A 17,068-nucleotide genomic window follows, 5' to 3' on the forward strand; every position below is an offset into this window, starting at 1 on the left:
ACCCCGCCCGCACCTACGCCCGGTGGGCCGCCGATCACCGGGCCGACTTCGGCGGCTGATCAACGAGGCAGGGGCGGCATCCGCCGCCCCTGCCGTGTGGACGGAAAGGACGGCACGGTGGCACAGGTGCTGGGACGACGGGAGTTGGGGCGAGCCCTGCTGGCCCGTCAGATGCTGCTGGAACGTGCCGACGCGACCGCCGAGGAGGCGGTCACCCGGCTGGTCGGCATGCAGGCGCAGACGCCGTACGCGCCCTACTTCGGGCTCTGGAGCAGACTGCGGAAGTTCGCCACCGCCGACCTGGCCGACGCGCTGACCGAGCGCCGCCTGGTGCGGTCGCAGTCTCCCGCTGGTACGTATGGACACACGCCCTGCCGACGCGCCGACGTCTCGGGTCGCCAAAGGTCACTGCTCCCGTGCAAGTCGAAGCGGACCGCACCGCTCCTGCCCCTGAACGCGCCGGTCAGCCAAGATCACGTGCGCACATCTGCCGCAGGGCGAGCGTTGTTTTCTCGGTGGGAGGCAGGCCGGCACTACTCGGCGTTGGACCACGAGCGGCTGGACAGGACGAGGCGATAACTGTCCGGATCTTCGATCGTGATACCCCACCGATCCCAGTACGCGCCCTGCGAGACGCGCTTGCCGCCAGCTTGTTCAAGGCGGGCGACGAGCGCGTCGTCGATCGGTTCGGACAGGTAGAGCACAAGGAGATCTTCAGTCGTCGGCGTCGGCTGCACGGAGAGGCTTGACCCCCCGACCAGTTCCAGATGCCACGACGCCTCGCGCCAGCCCAGCATCAGCAGGTCGTGCTTCCCGTGGTTGCCCGCAGCCCGGTAGAGCACCTCCAGTCCCAGCCCATGCACATAGAAACGTTCGGCCGCCGCAAGGTCCCGGGTGGGCCGGGCGAGGCGAATACTTGCCTTCGGGTCGATCATTCAGATAGCTCCGTCCACACGATTGACGATCAGCCTGCAAGCTGAACCTTGCTTGAAGTCAACGTGATTTAGCGAGGAATCCCGGTCCTTCAGGACTTTGGGAAATCCGTGAAGTGGGGTGTAAGGCCGTTTCAGGTGGCGAGTTCGAGTCGGGTGAGGTGGCTGGTTCTGGTCTGGCCGAGTGGTGTTCCGGTGAGCCAGGCGTCGATGCGGACGATGTTGACGGCGGCAGCGGCGAAGAGGTAACCGAGGTGGGTTTTGTCCATGCCGGTGTAGCGGGTGTGCCGGATGCCGGTGCGCCGCACCGTCTGGGAGATCGTGGCCTCGATCCCGGTATCGCTGCTGCCACGGTTCGGTGGCCTGTTCACGGCGCCTGGTTTCGAGGACCTGCTGCTGATCTGCGGGGAGCAGGGTGAGACTGCGGCCCCATTTGCCGTTGACGGCGGTCGTGCATTTGCTGCGGGCTGGGCAGGAGGCGCAGTCCCGCGGGGCGAAGTGGACGCGGGTCACGGGCGTCCCGTTGCTTTTGCGCTGGGCGGACCAGCTGGCGCTGGCCTTGCCGTGTGGGCAGATCGCGGTCTTGGCCTGCCAGTCGACGCGGAAGGCGTTTTGGGGGAAGTGTTCGCCCTGGTGGGTGTCCAACCCAGCGGGGTGCCGCTACCCGCCACCGATGAAGTGGAGCGGTCCACGCGGATTGCAGCCGAGTAGTGCGGCGCCGGGACGGTGCGACCGTCGGCCTCCAGCCCGCTTCCCCGTGCAGCGATAATACTGTACCGTTCGATACAGAAATGATGACCGATGGAGAGGAGGACTCAGGTGGCGCATCTGGCCGGCAAGGTCGCCCTGGTGACCGGAGGAAGCCGGGGCATCGGAGCAGCGATCGCCGCCCGCCTGGCACAGGACGGAGCCGACGTGGCGCTGACCTACCTGAGCGCCGGGGAGAAGGCCAAGGCTGTCGTCGCCGCGATCGAGGAGGACGGCCGCCGGGCACTCGCCGTCCAAGCCGACAGTGGGGACGGCGCGGCGGTCGTGGCGGCGGTCGAGCGCGTGGTCGCCGAGTTCGGCCGGCTCGACATCCTGGTCAACAACGCCGGCGTCTTCCCGTACGCGTCGATCGAGGAAGTGTCGACCGAGGAGGTCGACCGGACCCTGGCGGTGCATGTGCGCGGTGTCTACCTGGCCACCCAGGCGGCGGTGCGGCGGATGGGCGACGGCGGCCGGGTCATCAGCATCGGTAGCTGCTTCGCCGAGCGTGTCCCGTACGCGGGGGTCAGCCTGTACGCCATGAGCAAGAGTGCGCTGGTCGGCATGACCCGGGGCCTGGCCCGCGACCTCGGCCCGCGTGGCATCACCGTCAACGTGGTGCACCCGGGCTCGACCGACACGGACATGAACCCGGCCAGCGGCGACGGCGCCGACCACGAACGCAGCTTCATCGCCCTGGGGCACTACGCCGAGCCTGCGGACGTCGCGGCCACGGTGAGCCACCTCGCCGGCCCGGGCGGCCGGTACATCACGGGCGCGTCGATCGCCGTAGACGGCGGATTTGCCGCCTGAGTCCGTCGTTCACGGCCGCCGGCCACGGGGTGCCGAACCGGCACTCGTGCGCGGCGGCCTCCCACTCCGAAGGGAACACCCCGTGGCCTGGATCATTCTCATCGCCGCCGGCCTGCTCGAGGTGGTGTGGGCGACCGCGCTCAAACACACCGAGGGGTTCACCCGCTTCTGGCCTTCGGCGCTGGCCGTCTCCACCGCCGTGCTGAGTTTCGTGCTGCTGTCGTGGGCCATGAAGAACCTGCCCATCGGGACCGCGTACGCGGTGTGGGTGGGCATCGGTGCCGTCGGCGTGACCATCGCCGGAATCGTCGCCCTGGGCGAAAGCGCCTCACCGCAGCGGTTCGCTTTCCTCGCCCTGATCCTCGTCGGGATCATCGGACTCAAGGCCGTGGAGGGTTGACGCTCACGGGACCGGAGCCGATGCCTGCCGGCCTTGATCGGCAGAGTCCTCTGCAGCAGCCGAACAGGAACGACCCGCGGTTCGCCGGATCGGGAAATCCTGTCAGAGTGAAGCGAATACCCGGGTTCACCGGTGCACGGCCAAGTAATTCGGAGCCAGGAAAGGAACGCAAACAGTGGGAACGCGAGGACGGCCACGTACCTTCGACCGAACCGCTGCCCTCGACCGGGCCATGCAGGTTTTCTGGGAACGCGGATACGAAGGTACCTCCCTCACGGACCTGACCACGGCCATGGGCATCGCGTCCCCCAGCCTGTATGCCGCATTCGGAAACAAGGAGGCGCTGTTCCGGGAGGCAGTCGCCCACTACAACGCCACCCACGGCGCCGTGCCGCAACGCACGCTCGAGCAGGCACCGACCGCCCGTGCAGCAATCGAAGCGCTACTCCAGCACAACGCGTACGCCTACGTGGAGCCCGGGCATCCGACCGGCTGCCTCGTCTTGCTGGCGGCGACAACCGGGGCGGCGGAGAACGACCACATCCGGCAGTTCATGGCCGCATGCCGGACAGAGGACCTGGCCACCCTGCAGCAGCGCATCGAGCGCGGCGTGGCCGAGGGCGACGTACCACCCGATACGGATTCCGCCGCCCTGGCCCGTTTCATCACAGCGGTACTCCAAGGCATGTCCGCACAGGCCCGCGACGGGGCCGACCAAACCGCGCTGAGCGACGTCGTCACACACGCGATGGCCGCGTGGGACGCCGTGACAGGTAGACCGGTCTGCGCCGCCGACAGCTGAGCTACGCCGACACCGGGCACAGTCAGCGTGTAGAAGCCACGCCGCCCCCCGGCGCGGATTGCGCCGCAGGGTGACCGCGCGGGCGCATATGACCTGGTGAGCGGTTCGGTGTCGGTGTGGCTCCCTACACTCCCCGGCCATGGCGACGGTGAGTTTCGTGGATGAGACAACGGCAGGTGATCGCACCGAGGCGTGGCACCTGGAGATCTTCGAGGAGCGGCTGGCGTTGCGGGAGGTGATCCGCCGCCGCGTCTTTCAGGAGGTTGCCGAGCACAACGCCCGGCAGTCGGAGGTCTTCCGCGGGCTCGTGCAGCCGGGCGACACCGAGCGGACGCTGAACGGCTGGCGGATGTCGAAGCCGCGGCGGGTGGACGCCGAGGAACAGTTCCGCCGTGCCATCGAGGCGTTCGGCCGCAACGGGTTCGTGGTGCTTGTCGACGACGGTCAGGTCGAGGACCTCGACGCGCAGGTCGAGCTGCGTAACGGCACCGAGATCTCCTTCCTCAAGCTCGTGCCGCTGGTCGGTGGCTGATGCCCATCGCCTCCGGGGACACCCAGTACTTGGAGATCCTGGCGTCCCGACTCATGTCACGGCAGTCACCGGAGCAGCGGCGGGCTGCCGCTACCGACCTCCGCCGGTTCCTCGAACACATGGGCGGGTTGTGGACCTGCTGGGATTGCGAAGACTTCGCCGCCCTGCTGAAGTTCGCCCTGCAGTCAGGTGTCCCGGTGCCAGCGGCGACGGTGGCGACCGCCCGGCGCAGCGTCCTGACCGGGTACCACACCGGGGAACTGAACGCCGTGACGGTCCCGTTGGAGAGGCCGGTGCTGAATCCCGGCGAGGCGTGGGCCGACGCCGTGCTGGACGCGCTGCCCGCCGCCGGTGAGGGCTGGTCGGAGTTGCTGGCGCACGCGCTGACCGCCACCGCCGGCAAGCCGACCGCCCGCTGGACGACGCGGGGGCGCACCCTGCTCGCCGAGGTGGGCGCCGCAGCGTACCGGGCGAGGGTGCTCGGGTGGCTGGCGATGGTGGGCCGGCCGCGAACCCTACCGGTTGAGGGCGGTTACTGGGGGTACGACGTCGGGCAGGCGTATGACCCGTTCAACGCGACAGCGCTGCGCGGGCTGATCTGGCTGCTGCCCTCGGCCGCCGATGGAAACGACGCGGACGTGGCCCGGGCGCTCGCCGCGTTGGTGGAGACGTCGCTACGTAAGGTCGCCGGGCTCGGGCCACGCAACCCGAAGATCGCCAACGCGGCTGTACACGCGCTCGCCGAACTCGACGGGGAGCATGCGCTGGCTCAGCTCGCCCGACTGGCCAGCCGGGTCACATACAAGGGGACGCTCAACCAGCTCAACGCCGCCCTGGACCGGCGCGCGGCGGCGCTCGGGCTCTCCCGGGACGAGGTCGAGGAGCTGGCTGTGCCCACGTACGGGCTCAGCGAGGTAGGCCTGCGGGTGGAGCCCGTCGGCGAGGCGACCGCAGAGCTGACCGTCACCGGCCCCACCGTGCAGCTGGCCTGGCGGACGGCCGCCGGCCGGACGGTGAAAGCAGCGCCGGCCGCGACTCGACGGGACCACCCCGACGAGGTACGCGACCTGAAGACGACCGCCAAAGACGTGGAGAAGATGCTGGCCGCGCAGGCCGAGCGGCTCGACCGGCAGTTCCTCGCCCAACGCACCTGGTCCTACGGGTCCTGGCGGCTCCGGTACCTCGACCACCCGCTGGTCGGCACGTTGGCCCGCCGGCTCATCTGGCTGGTCGACGGGACAGCCTGCTGCTGGGCCGACGGCGCGCTACGCACCGTCGACGACACTCCCGTCTGCCCCGCCGACGACGCGGTGGTCACGCTGTGGCATCCGATCGGCCGGCAGGTCGACGAGGTGGTGGCCTGGCGGGTGTGGTTGGAGCGGCACGCGGTGGTGCAGCCGTTCAAGCAGGCACATCGGGAGGTTTACCTGCTCACGGCCGCCGAGGAGCAGACCGGGGTGTACTCCAACCGGTTCGCCGCGCACGTGCTGCGCCAACACCAGTTCCACGCCCTGGCGGCGGTCCGCGGCTGGCGGAACAAGCTGCGGCTGATGGTCGACGACAGCTACCCGCCCGCCACTCGGGAGCTGCCCGGATGGGGGCTGCGCGCCGAGTTCTGGGTGGAAGGCATCGGCGACGAGACCACCGGCACCGGCTCCTACCTGCGCCTGAGCACCGACCAGGTGCGCTTCTATCCCATCCAGGCACCGGAGAACAGCACCCAGGCCGGCGAGGGCCGCTACACGCAGTGGGTGCAGGTGGGTGAACGGCCCGTCGACCCGCTGCCGCTGGACCGGATACCGCCGCTGGTGTTCAGCGAGGTGATGCGCGACGTCGACCTGTTCGTCGGTGTGGCCAGCGTCGGCAACGACCCCACCTGGCAGGACGGCGGACCGGCCGGCAGGTACCGGGAATACTGGCAGTCCTACAGCTTCGGGGAGCTGTCCGCCACCGCCGAGACCCGCCGCGATCTGCTGGCCCGGCTGGTACCCCGCCTCGCCGTGGCCGACCGCTGCGCCCTCGACGGCCGCTTCCTGACCGTCCGAGGCGACCTGCGCACCTACAAGATCCACCTCGGTTCGGGGAACATCCTGATGACGCCGAACGACCAGTACCTGTGCATCGTCCCGACGCAGACCATCGACACCACCGGCGGGCAGGTATTCCTGCCGTTCGAAGGCGACCGGATGCTCGGGGTGATCCTCAGCAAAGCGCTGCTTTTGGCCAAGGACAGCGCGATTACCGATCCGACCATCGTCTCCCAGATCCGGCGTTGACCACCGGCACTCGAGGAATGGCGGACCCGCCCGGAAACCGCAGCCCGATGTGATCAGTCGGGCGGCGGCGGTCATCGCAGCTCAGCTCGCTCGTCGGCGGCGGGGCCGAGGTCGCCGGGGGTGGCGTCGGCGCAGGCGTGCCAGTCGATGTGGTGGTCGTGACCGCTAGCGCTCAGGCAGGTGGCGATGAGGCCCTCGGCGGTGTCGAAGCCGTCCTACCATCTGGTGGCGGTGACCTCGATCGTCAGGGCAGAGTGAGGCGGACGTGCAGCTGCATGGCAGTCCGGGCAGGTCGAGGGCGTGCAGGACCCGGTCGGCGGCGTCCGGGGGCGATGTTGTGGTCACCGGCCACGTCGCGCGGCGTCTGCCATACCTGCCGGCGCAGCCCCGCGTTCCCCTTTGCTGTCGAAGTCGGTCAGCCACACGCCCTACGCCCCACCCCTACGGTGGCCTGAGCTGGTCAGCTTGGCGCGCACAGCCGCGGCACCGGCGTACCCGAGCGCCTGAGCAGTCCGGAAGCACAAAAGCGCCAGGTGATGGAGCTGCGTCATCTCACGTCGGACTTGCCGACGCTCGCGGACGGGGTCGTCGCCGCCGGTTTGCCGCTCGGAGGCAAGCCAGGCACGGCTCTTGACGAGACCTACGGCAACCTTCGAGTCGCCGCAAAGGCTGACCAACTTGATTAGGAATCGTCGGTGATCATAGGTTAACCGTGTAGACCGTGGCGTTTGGCCTTTCGGGCTGGTTCGGGGGAGATTCCGGTGAGGTGGGCCGGTCGTGATCGCGGGTTCTCCTGGATCGATGTCGAGACGTTGAGCCGGTGAGCGGGAAGCTGCCGCTGGCTGAGGGCGAGGCCTCCCGTACCGCTTGCGCCCGCGCTTTGCTGCGATCAGGGGTGGACGAGGAGAGCGGTGAGGTCCTGTCGCAGGCGGTGCTGGCGCAACGGGTCGGCTGGTGTGCCGATCTGGTGGCGGGGATGGTCTCTGGGTTGTTGGCGGAGCGTTGGAACGCGGGCGATGTGGAGGTGCTCGCCTCCGGCGTGGACGCCGGTGGTCGGAAGCTTCCGTCGAACGCGTGGATGGCGCTGCGGCGTCTGGGCTGGATCGTCACCACACCGGAGGGTGTGAAGGTCAATGACCGGATCGTGCGGATGGCGCAGGAGCAGGCCGGGCGGGCACTTCGCTCGGCGTCCTGGCGTGCTGAATTGACCGCCGCAGTGCTGGCGACGTGGCCAGCCGATCCGCGTCAGCGCACCGCGCACGAGTGGGAGCAGATACGCCAGGCGGTTCCAGGCGGGGAGCATCTACCATCTGGCGTCATCAAGTCCCGCACCCGGCAGGCTGCCAGGTTCCTTGCCGTCAACGGCCGTCTGCCGGTGGATGTGTTCGAACTGGAGAGTGTCCCACGGGTCGCGCGGATGCTGCTGCTGGCCGCGTGTGACCGGCAGCAGGCCACCATCGAACGCAGCGACACCGACCCTCGGAGGGCATTGCTGCGGTTGCAGTTGCCCACCCGCCCGGACCCGCGATCGTATCGGGATTGGACGTGGGTGGCCTGTCCGATCATCCTGCCGCCCACGGTCCCCGCGGGCGCGGTGCTGCACCTGCCCACCCTCCGCGTGACCGGCGGGCAGGTGCGCGCCGATCTCGCGTACACGCACGCCGTGCCGAAGGCCCGGCGCACCGGTCACACGGTGGCGCTCGGGGTGGACTGGGGGCTGAACACTCTCCTCAGCGCCGGGGCCCTGCGACTGCACGAGGGCGGGCGGATCACGGCGTTGGGGGCGGGTGGCCAGTTCCGAGCCGCCGGGATTCTGGCCAAGCAGCACCGCCTGCGGCGCCTTTCAGAGCGGCTGCACGCCAAGGCCGACCGGTACGTGCGGCTGATCGGCGGCCGCTCCGACGCGCACCTGAGCGCGAAACATGAGGTGCTGGGCGCCGAGATCCGCCACGTGTCCCAGCGCCGCTCCAATCTGAACGCCGCCCTCGCGTGGGCCGCCGCCAGATGGGCCGTGGACCAGGCCATCGCCGCCCGGGCGACCGTCATCTACGTCGAAGACCTGCGGTCGTTGGAAGCACGGGGCATGGGCGCCACCCTCAACACGCGCCTGTCCCAGCAGGTGCGCGGGCAGATCGTCGACCGGATGCGGCACCTCGCCGCCGAGGCGGGTATCGCCGTGGTCACCGTCCCCGCCCGGAACACCTCCAAGCACTGCCCGCAATGCTTGACACCGCTGCGGCATCGCAAAGCCCCCGACCGCCCCACGGTGGTGGGCTGGAAGTGGGCCGTCTGCCCCCACCAGTCCTGCCGCTGGCAGGGCGACCGCGACCACGGGGCATGGCGGCGCATCGCCGCCCGCGGCCTGACCCATCAGGCCAAGACCGTCATCGACAAGACCAGCGGGCACATGGTCATCCGCGCCGTGGTCGACAAACTCGAAGCCGCAGCCGTCGTCACCCCGACCACGAAGACCAGCCGCGAGGACCGGTCGAAGACCGGCCCCACCCGGCACAAGCCACCACGTCCCGCGCCCAGGCGACGCAGGGCACCCTCCCCCACCCGACCTCACGGCCCGGCGGGAAAGCGTCCGGAGGGACACGCACCAACGGACCGGAGGCTGCCCCGCGCAGCCCACCGACACCAGGGCGTGAACACGACCAGCACACCCACCACCGGCCACCAGCCGCGAGGAGCCGCCCGGGGCGCAGGATTCCACTTCCACGCCCAGGCCTCCCCACCCCGGTGGGAAACGATCCCGGAAACTCAATCCGACTCAGGATCACTAAGCTGATCAGGGACGCTCAGCAACCGGTCATCCGGTAGCTCGGCAAGCGCATCCCGAGCGCGCTCGCTTAGTGTGCTGACCCACGGGCCTTCGTACTCTTCGTCCTCATCGGCACCATCGGGCCAGACGTGTCGTTCCCCGACGAGGTCGACGTCCCCGGCTGCCTCGAGGGCAAACCGCAGCACCTTACCGAGGACTACAGACGGGTCGATCCAGTTGGTGCCGACGACATCCGCCACTGGCGGATGCCCCTTTCGCAACAGCGGGCCGCCGCCCACATCGGCCATCAGCTTCGCAACAGCTTCCTCGTCTGGGGCGCGGAAGTAGTCGTAAAAATGAACCACAGATGCCTTCCGATCGGCTGCTACGCCCAAGGTCGCCCTGAGCAGCGAGGCCCATCATGACGCACAGTTGCGACGCAATCCTGAGCGAACATCGGCGTTCTGCGGGTCACGGTCCAGCCGCCGAAAGCCGCCCAGCACAGCTACCAGTACCGCGAGCGCCACCATCGTCCGTGGCGGCAACCCTGGCTCGGTTGCCCACAGCAGTCCGTTCGGCACATTCGCGCTACCAGCCCATCGCCTTGTGCCCGCCGCCCTACGCGTGGCCGCCGGTGGTGACTGTGCCGATGGTCAACCGTGGCTCGCCCTCCAGAATCGCCCCGACACGCTTCGCCTGGTCGTCGAGTTCCTGACGCTCGGCAGCGGTGAGCGCGGTGAACGGTTCGACCGTGATGTGCAGCGTGCGTCCGGAGCGGCGGTAGTGCCAGATCCCGGCGACGGTGCCGTCGATGAGCAGTACGGGAAAGTTGCCGGCCTGGCCGCCGGAGAGCGCGCGTTGCGCGGCAGGTCCGGGGAAGAGCCGCTCGCGGGGGTGGCAGCCGACGGTGTAGGCGTCGAAGTAGGGCAGTAGCCGCACCCCGTGCGGTGGCTCGGGTGCTGGCGCGGTGTCGCCGGCCGGGACCCAGGCGACGGTGCCGGCGACGTCGAGCTGCTGCAGTTCGGCGGTGAGGGAGTCGAACAGCTGGGTTGCCCAGCGGCGAGGTGTGGACAGCCACTGCGCGAACTGCTGCGGTGTGGCCGGCCCGTACGCGTGCAGGTAGCGTCGGACCAGGCCGGCGAGGGCGTCGGGTGCCGGGGTGGGCTGGAATCCTGGGAGCCACCGTTGCGGGCTGGTGTAGGTCGCTTTTCGTCCACGGTTCGGGCCGAAACAGAGTGCCCCGCGGTGTGCGGCAAGGTGCATCGCCTGCCGCCAGCGCGGCCACATGCCGCCGAACCCGGGCACGACCGGGTCGGCGGCCCAAGAGCCGGTGCGGGCGACAACCGCTTCGGTGAGCTCGTCGATGGTCAGTTCCGCGTCGGCCAGTGCTTCCGCGATCGCCGAGACGACCTCGTCGGTCTGGTCTCTGGTCAGCCGCGCGTTGGCGGGCAGGCTGTTCGAGGACGGTGGCAACGCGCCGAGCGCGCCGGTCCACAGCGGTAGATCACGCGTCGGCAGCAGGTGCACGGTGCCGCGCGGCCCGAACGTCTTGACCAGGCTCCGTTCCTTCCACAGCGCGTCTCGAACGTCGTTGCGGGTGATGCCGGCTACCCGCAACCCGATGGACACCTCGGCGGCGGAGAGCACTTGAGCGTGCGCGCCGCACATGGCCGCCACGGCGTCGGCTGGCCGGCCGCGTACCGGAGCGGACAGTCCGTGCCGGTCGAGCCGGCGGCCCCATACGTCGGGCCAGGACAGCCGCGGCAGCATCGTCGAAAGGTTGGTCATGAGCACGTCTCCCCGGCGTCGTGGTTCGGGTGGGCGTTCCCAGGCTCGGATGACCTCGGAACGTGGCGTCTCGCCGCCCGGATCGGGCGGTCCGGGCGACGAGACGGCCGGCCTGGCTGGGTGCGGTCAGCGGAGCTTACGGAAGAACTCGCGCACGTCGCCGACGAGGAGGTCGGGTGCTTCCAGGGCGGCGAAGTGCCCGCCGCGGTCGAACTCGGTCCAATGCACCACGTTGTGGTCGCGTTCGGCGAGGGGCCGGATGGTGATGTCGTTGGGGAACACCGCCACCCCGGTCGGTACCGTGGAGCGTGGCTTGGCCTGGCCCCAGGTGTGGGCGTCTTCGTAGTAGATGCGGGCGGCGGATCCGGCTGTGCCGGTCAGCCAGTAGACCGAGACGTCGGTGAGGATGAGGTCGCGGTCGACGGCGTCCTCGGGCAGGGCGGCGTTCGGATCGGTCCATTCCTTGAACTTCTCGACGATCCAGGCGAGCTGGCCGACGGGGGAGTCGGTGAGGGCGTAGGAGATGGTCTGTGGCCGGGTTGACTGGACGATGGCGTACCCGGCCATGTCGCGGCCCCAGGTCGTCATGAGTGCGAGGCGGGCCTGGTCGGCTTCGGTGAGGCCGGCCAGCTCGGCTGGATCACCGGAGGGGAAGGTGCCCAGGTTGTTGACGTGCACGCCGACCACATGGTCGGGGTCGGTGCGGCCGAGTTCGGGGGAGACGATTGCTCCGGTGTCGCCGCCTTGGGTGCCGTAGCGGTGGTAGCCGAGGCGGTTCATCAGTTCGGCCCAGGCGTGCGCTACCCGGTTGGTGTTCCAGCCCGGGGCGGCGAGCGGGTTGGAGAAGCCGAAGCCGGGCAGTGATGGGGCCACGACGTGGAAGGCGTCGGCGGGGTCGCCACCGTGCCGGGCGGGATCGGTCAGCGGGCCGATGATCTTCATGAACTCCACGACCGAGCCGGGCCAGCCGTGGGTGAGGATGAGCGGCAGCGCGTCCGGCTCGGGCGAACGCACGTGCAGGAAATGCACCGTCTGCTCGTCGATGGCGGTGGTGAACTGGGGAAATTCGTTTAGCCGTGTCTCGTGGGCGCGCCAGTCGTACTTGGTCTGCCAGTAGTCGGCCAGGTCTTTCAGGTAGTCCAGCGGCACCCCGGCCTCCCAGCCGGCGCCGGGCACCTCGCCCGGCCAACGGGTGTGGGCGAGCCGCTGACGCAGGTCGTCCAGGTCGTCCTGCGGGATGTTGATCTGGAACGGGGTGATCTCTTCGCTCATGGCAGTCACGCTACGGGGCAGCTAGGACAGCTTTCGCCCTAGGCGGGTGGCAAACTTCTGGGCATGTTGGAAACCTCCGCCCGACTGCTGCGGCTTCTCGGACTGCTGCAAACCCCGCGTGACTGGACTGGCGCAGAGCTTGGGCAGCGTCTTGAGGTCGACGTGCGGACCGTGCGGCGTGACATCCAGAAACTGCGCGACCTCGGCTACCCGGTGCACGCCACCCCCGGCGCGGCCGGCTACCGGCTCGGCGCCGGAACGAAGCTCCCGCCGCTGCTGCTCGACGACGAGGAGGCCGTCGCCGTCGCCATCGGGCTGCGTACCGCCGCCAGCGGCACGGTCACCGGCATCGAGGAAACGTCCCTACGCGCGCTGGCCAAGCTCGAGCAGGTACTGCCGTCGCGGGTACGGCACCGGGTCAACCTGTTGCAGTCGGTCACCGTCACGGTCCCCGCCGCCGGCCCCACCGTGGACCCTGACGTGCTGACCGTCCTCGCCGCCGTCTGCCGCGACCACCAGCGGCTCCGCTTCGACTACCGCAGCCACGACGGCACCACCTCGGTACGCGACACCGAACCTCACCGGCTGGTCCACACCGGCAGGCGCTGGTACCTGGTCGGCTGGGACACCGACCGGCGCGACTGGCGCACCTACCGGGTCGACCGGATCCGTCCCCGCATCCCGACCGGCCCTCGCTTCACACCCCGACAGGCACCCGACGTCGACATCGCCGGCTACCTCACGCACGGTGTCTCCACCGCCCCCTACCGCTACCAGGCCCGGATCACCCTGTACGTGCCTGCCGAGACGGCCGCCGAACGGATCCCGCCCACCGTCGGCGTCATCGAGGCCGTCGACCCGCACACCTGCCTCCTGCACACCGGGTCGAACTCGCTCGACGAGATCGCCGTCTACGTCGCATCGTTCGGCTTCCGCTTCCGGGTCGACCAGCCACCCGAACTCGTCACACACATCCGGCGCCTCACCGCCCGACTCACCGAGGCCGTGACCAACGACCCGGTACACGACGACGAGTTTCGCCCTGACGGCTCGACCGAGACGTCAACGGCGGCGCGAACCTCGACCACGTAGTCAGGCCGCCACAGCAGCTTCGCGGCGGCCGGAGGCGCGGATCGGGCCGGACAGGTCGCCGCGCGTGACGGCCGCGGCCACGACGCGTTCGGCGCGACGGCGGCGCATCCGCAGGACCGGCGCGGTCACGCCCTGCTCGGCGGCCAGGCGCTCGATCAACGCGTCGCCGAAGCGGGTCGCGCTGATCAGCTCGGCGGCTTCGACGGTGATCAGGCCGACGGCGGCCGCCCGGCCGAGCAGAAGGTCCGGGTGCCCGTAGGGCATCCTCGGCGAGCGTGAACCGCTGGACAGTTCCAGCGGCAGTTCCTCGCCATCGTCGGCCTTGATGACTGCGGTGCCGGCGCGCCATGCCGCCCAGCACGGCCGCAGCCACAGGCGGGGCGGGGCGAGGTCCGCCGTGCGCAGCGTCTGGAGGAACCCGGCCAGTACTTCGGAGTCCACGTCGTCGGCGTGCCGCGGGTGGCCGCGGCTGATCTTCGCCGCGAGGTGTGTCAGCGCGGGCAGAGCCACGCCGATCGCGCCGACGACCCAGGCGGGCCCCGTTCGCGGGCATGGTGAGCCAACTACGGCCCCAGCTCGTCGGTGGTGTCGCTGTCGTAGCGCTCGCACACCAGCAGCTTGCGCAGCTCGTCCAGCGGCATCGTCTTATCCGGCAGTCCCCGGCACCGTCCAGACCCACCATCGGGCCGCACGGCCAGGCCGTACCTCGCCAGCCACGCCCTGCCCCCGTGAACGCACACCTCATACTGCCACTTCCGGTCGGAGGGCCATGACCCGTCGCCGCCGCCCACGCGGCGCATGTCCACCTGCCGCGCCGCGTCCGCAATAGCCGGGCGTGCTGGACACGGCCGCTGGCCTCGGCGTAGTGAGCTTCGTCGCTGCCATGGACGATCGGTCAAGAGGCGCAGGGTTCGCGGCAGGTGAGTGGAAAGACGTGGGCGTCTGCAGCGTTACCCGCACAGCACGACTTCCCATAGCAGTACGGAGGCGACGATGGCGGTCGCTCCGGTCGCAGATACCTCCTCATGGTGAGGCCGCATAGCGGGAACAGGCCGGCCATCGACATCCCGCTCACTACGTAGCGCAGGGTTTGGAGATCCTCCTGGTCGCTTCCGTAAGGCCGGTCCCAAGTTGGCATGATCCGCGCTCTCAGCAGGGGCGGTCGTTGACATTGCGACTGCATTGCCAACCAGGTTACGGTAGTTCGCGATGCAGTCGTATTGCAAAGAAGGTGACCCCCGATGCGTGTAATCCCGCTGTCCGCGGCGTCCGCCGACATGGCCGATCTGGTGGGCGGCAAGGCGGCCGGCCTGGGCGAGTTGATCCGCGGGGGCGAGCGTGTGCCGCCGGGGTTCTGCGTCACCACCGAGGCGTACCGGTCGGGCGTCATCCCCAAGGCGGAGATCGTCGACGCGTACCAGCGGCTCGGTGCGGGCCCGGTGGCGGTGCGGTCCAGCGCGACGGCCGAGGACCTGCCGGACGCGAGCTTCGCCGGACAGCAGGACACCGTTCTCAACGTCACCGGCACCGCTGAACTGATCGCCGCGATCGAGAAGTGCTGGGACTCGCTGCACGGGGCCCGCGCGGTCGCCTACCGCGACGCCCACCACATCGATCACGATGCGGTCCGGATGGCCGTCGTCGTGCAACGGATGGTCGCTGCCGAGGTGTCGGGGGTGCTGTTCACCGCGAACCCACTGACCGGCTGCCGCACGGAGATGATGGTCGACGCCGCGCCGGGTCCTGGCACGGCGGTGGTGGACGGCGGCACTGTCGTGGACCATTACATCCTCGACGGGTCGGACCAGGATGGTGGCACCGGCTGTCTGGCAACGGCCCAGCTGGCCGAGCTGCGAGGCGTCGGCGAGCGCCTACAGCGGCACTTCGGCTGCCCGCAGGATGTGGAGTGGGCGATCGGCGAGGACGGGCAGCTGTGGCTGCTGCAGTCGCGGCCGATCACCACACTCTTCCCCCTCCCGCCGGGCACCGACAAGCCTCTTCCGCGCGTCTACCTGGAATTCGGCCACGTCCAGGGCATGCTCCAGCCCGTCACGCCGATGGGCATGTCAACGCTGAAGTCGCTGGTCGCGGCGATGCTCGCCGCGCTCGGCATCAGGGCCGAGATCGTCGACATCGGTGGGCGGCTCTACGGCGACCTGACCGATCTGGCGCGCAGCAGGTCCGCCCGCAAGCGGCTGGTCAAGCTCATGGCTGTCGACTTCGGACCTCGTGCCCAGGCGGTCATGCAGCAGGTCCTGGCGGACCCGCGGTTCGCCCCGAGTAAGGAGCGCCCGGAACGCCGGCGTAGATCCGACGCCGCATCGCTGGGGACGGCCGTGCGGCTGGTGGCCGGTGGCGTGCGGGCACTGGCCCGACCCGACGCGGCGCGGACGCGGATGTTCGACGCCATCGAGCAGCTGAAGCTCCGGTCAGCTGCGCCCGACGGCCTGCGTACCGCTGCGGAACGGCTGTGCTTCGTGCAGGCCCAGCAGTCGGCGAGCAGCCCGAATGACATCGTCTCACCCATCGTGGCCGGGATGCTCGCGGCCGCGCTGCCGGCTCACCTGCTCAAGGGCGTCGCCCGCGAGGACGAGATCCACGCCGTCCTGGGCGGGATGCCCTACAACGTCACCATCGAGATGGATCTCGCGCTGTGGCGGCTCGCCCAGCGGGCCGGCGACCACCGACAGTTGCTACTGCACATGCCGCCAGACGAGCTGGCCGCGCGGTACCGACAGGGGACGCTCCCGGACATCGGACTGGCGGCGTTCCTCGACACCTACGGCCACCGCGGTGTCGCCGAGGTCGACCTCGGAGTGCCGCGCTGGGACGAAGACCCTGCACCGGTCTTCACCATGATCGCCAACTACCTACGGGTCACCGATCCGGAGCAGGCACCCGACCGGCGTTTCGCACGCGCGGCCGCTACGGCGGAAGCCACCCTCCACGAGCTCCTCTTCCGGGCCCGCCGCCGCAGGCTGGTGCGGGGCCGCCTCGCTGGGTTCCTGCTGCGCCGCGCCCGGGCGTTGGGGGGCCTGCGGGAGGCGGGCAAGTTCGCCGGCCTGTACCGGCTGCGGGAGATGCGGCGGCAACTGCTCTCCGTGGGCGTCGACCTGACCAACACCGGACTGCTCGACCAGCCCGGCGACATTATGTTCCTGACCCTCGACGAGGTGCACAACGCCGTGCACCAGAACATCGACCACCGGCAGACAGTCGCCTCCCGCAAAGCCATCCACCAGCGGGAATTGCGCCGCCCGACCGTACCAGTGGCGCTGCTGTCGGACGGCACCGACCTGGAGGCGGTCCTGCCGGCACCGGCCGCCGCGGATGGCGCGCTGACGGGCGTAGGGGCCGCCGCGGGCCGGGCCACCGGCCCCGCCCGGGTCGTCCACGACCCGGCCACTGCCCACATCGAACCCGGCGACGTCCTGGTCACCGCCACCACGGACCCGGGATGGACCCCACTGTTCCTCACCGCCGCAGCGCTGGTCACCGAAACCGGTGCGGTCATGGCCCACGGCCCCACCGTGGCCCGCGAGTACGGCATCCCCGCGGTCATCTGCGTTCCCGACGCGACCCGGAAGATCTCCACCGGGCAGATCATCACCGTGGACGCTGCGGCCGGAACCGTGACGATCCACTGACCG

General features: G+C 69.8%; 15 protein-coding genes and 1 pseudogene. 9 read left to right on the forward strand and 7 right to left on the reverse strand.

The features are described from left to right. Positions 1 to 117 precede the first annotated feature (117 nt). Positions 118 to 579 (forward strand): DNA glycosylase AlkZ-like family protein, encoded by a 462-nt coding sequence (locus ACY34I_RS23085; protein WP_462757144.1) that lies wholly within the window; start codon positions 118 to 120, stop codon positions 577 to 579. On the opposite strand, the gene ACY34I_RS23090 is transcribed toward ACY34I_RS23085, so the two are convergent. Next, entirely contained in the window at positions 534 to 935 is a 402-nt protein-coding gene (locus tag ACY34I_RS23090; RefSeq protein WP_462757145.1) for a VOC family protein, read from the reverse strand. The two genes, ACY34I_RS23085 and ACY34I_RS23090, sit on opposite strands and share 46 nt — an antisense overlap. Positions 936 to 1,066: 131 nt before the next feature. Further along, positions 1,067 to 1,577 (reverse strand): annotated as a pseudogene (locus ACY34I_RS23095) (transposase). 156 nt (positions 1,578 to 1,733) lie between these two features. Here ACY34I_RS23095 and ACY34I_RS23100 point away from each other — a divergent pair. From ACY34I_RS23100 to ACY34I_RS23125, 6 genes are all read left to right on the forward strand, one after another. Further along, complete coding sequence (locus tag ACY34I_RS23100; protein ID WP_462757146.1) at positions 1,734 to 2,492, forward strand: SDR family NAD(P)-dependent oxidoreductase; 759 nt, start codon at positions 1,734 to 1,736, stop codon at positions 2,490 to 2,492. Between the two features lie 82 nt (positions 2,493 to 2,574). Continuing rightward, complete coding sequence (sugE, locus tag ACY34I_RS23105; protein ID WP_148804842.1) at positions 2,575 to 2,892, forward strand: quaternary ammonium compound efflux SMR transporter SugE; 318 nt, start codon at positions 2,575 to 2,577, stop codon at positions 2,890 to 2,892. Between the two features lie 232 nt (positions 2,893 to 3,124). Next, on the forward strand, positions 3,125 to 3,694 hold the full coding sequence (locus tag ACY34I_RS23110) for a TetR/AcrR family transcriptional regulator (protein WP_462757147.1): 570 nt from the start codon (positions 3,125 to 3,127) through the stop codon (positions 3,692 to 3,694). 139 nt (positions 3,695 to 3,833) lie between these two features. Continuing rightward, positions 3,834 to 4,226, forward strand: coding sequence for a hypothetical protein (locus ACY34I_RS23115; protein ID WP_462757148.1), 393 nt, complete (start codon positions 3,834 to 3,836; stop codon positions 4,224 to 4,226). Beyond that, positions 4,226 to 6,502 carry a DUF4132 domain-containing protein gene (locus tag ACY34I_RS23120; protein ID WP_462757149.1) on the forward strand — a complete coding sequence of 759 codons (2,277 nt, stop codon included), beginning with the start codon at positions 4,226 to 4,228 and terminating at the stop codon, positions 6,500 to 6,502. The genes ACY34I_RS23115 and ACY34I_RS23120 overlap by 1 nt, the downstream gene beginning before the upstream one ends. A gap of 820 nt (positions 6,503 to 7,322) precedes the next feature. Further along, positions 7,323 to 9,293, forward strand: coding sequence for a zinc ribbon domain-containing protein (locus ACY34I_RS23125; protein ID WP_462757150.1), 1,971 nt, complete (start codon positions 7,323 to 7,325; stop codon positions 9,291 to 9,293). Here the strand turns inward: ACY34I_RS23125 and ACY34I_RS23130 are convergent. From ACY34I_RS23130 to ACY34I_RS23140, 3 genes are all read right to left on the reverse strand, one after another. Beyond that, a complete protein-coding gene (locus tag ACY34I_RS23130; RefSeq protein ID WP_462757151.1) occupies positions 9,266 to 9,631 on the reverse strand; it encodes a hypothetical protein in 366 nt (121 codons plus the stop codon). The genes ACY34I_RS23125 and ACY34I_RS23130 overlap by 28 nt on opposite strands. 253 nt (positions 9,632 to 9,884) lie before the next feature. Next, positions 9,885 to 11,054: a winged helix DNA-binding domain-containing protein gene (locus tag ACY34I_RS23135; RefSeq protein WP_462757152.1), complete on the reverse strand. Its 1,170-nt coding sequence runs from the start codon at positions 11,052 to 11,054 to the stop codon at positions 9,885 to 9,887. Positions 11,055 to 11,180: 126 nt separating this feature from the next. Further along, complete coding sequence (locus ACY34I_RS23140) at positions 11,181 to 12,326, reverse strand: epoxide hydrolase family protein (protein ID WP_462757153.1); 1,146 nt, start codon at positions 12,324 to 12,326, stop codon at positions 11,181 to 11,183. 63 nt (positions 12,327 to 12,389) lie between these two features. Here ACY34I_RS23140 and ACY34I_RS23145 point away from each other — a divergent pair, with 63 nt between their 5' ends. Next, positions 12,390 to 13,418, forward strand: coding sequence for a helix-turn-helix transcriptional regulator (locus ACY34I_RS23145; protein WP_462757154.1), 1,029 nt, complete (start codon positions 12,390 to 12,392; stop codon positions 13,416 to 13,418). Here ACY34I_RS23145 and ACY34I_RS23150 read toward each other — a convergent pair whose 3' ends face one another. After that, the gene (locus ACY34I_RS23150; RefSeq protein WP_462757155.1) at positions 13,419 to 13,928 is read right to left on the reverse strand and encodes a hypothetical protein; all 510 of its coding nucleotides are present in this window, start codon (positions 13,926 to 13,928) and stop codon (positions 13,419 to 13,421) included. 53 nt (positions 13,929 to 13,981) lie between these two features. Continuing rightward, a complete protein-coding gene (locus ACY34I_RS23155) occupies positions 13,982 to 14,110 on the reverse strand; it encodes a hypothetical protein (protein ID WP_462757156.1) in 129 nt (42 codons plus the stop codon). A 549-nt stretch (positions 14,111 to 14,659) separates the two neighbouring features. Between ACY34I_RS23155 and ACY34I_RS23160 the strand changes: the two genes are divergently transcribed. Further along, the gene (locus ACY34I_RS23160) at positions 14,660 to 17,065 is read left to right on the forward strand and encodes a PEP/pyruvate-binding domain-containing protein (RefSeq protein ID WP_462757157.1); all 2,406 of its coding nucleotides are present in this window, start codon (positions 14,660 to 14,662) and stop codon (positions 17,063 to 17,065) included. Positions 17,066 to 17,068 lie beyond the last annotated feature (3 nt).

This window comes from Micromonospora sp. RTBAU3-60, from assembly GCF_054963695.1.

Coding starts and splice junctions, on each gene's coding strand:
- ACY34I_RS23090 (WP_462757145.1), bottom strand. CDS start 935: ATGATCGACCCGAAGGCAAGTATTCGCCTCGCCCGGCCCACCCGGGAC.
- ACY34I_RS23100 (WP_462757146.1), top strand. CDS start 1,734: ATGGAGAGGAGGACTCAGGTGGCGCATCTGGCCGGCAAGGTCGCCCTG.
- ACY34I_RS23110 (WP_462757147.1), top strand. CDS start 3,125: ATGCAGGTTTTCTGGGAACGCGGATACGAAGGTACCTCCCTCACGGAC.
- ACY34I_RS23115 (WP_462757148.1), top strand. CDS start 3,834: ATGGCGACGGTGAGTTTCGTGGATGAGACAACGGCAGGTGATCGCACC.
- ACY34I_RS23120 (WP_462757149.1), top strand. CDS start 4,226: ATGCCCATCGCCTCCGGGGACACCCAGTACTTGGAGATCCTGGCGTCC.
- ACY34I_RS23135 (WP_462757152.1), bottom strand. CDS start 11,054: ATGACCAACCTTTCGACGATGCTGCCGCGGCTGTCCTGGCCCGACGTA.
- ACY34I_RS23140 (WP_462757153.1), bottom strand. CDS start 12,326: ATGAGCGAAGAGATCACCCCGTTCCAGATCAACATCCCGCAGGACGAC.
- ACY34I_RS23145 (WP_462757154.1), top strand. CDS start 12,390: ATGTTGGAAACCTCCGCCCGACTGCTGCGGCTTCTCGGACTGCTGCAA.
- ACY34I_RS23160 (WP_462757157.1), top strand. CDS start 14,660: ATGCGTGTAATCCCGCTGTCCGCGGCGTCCGCCGACATGGCCGATCTG.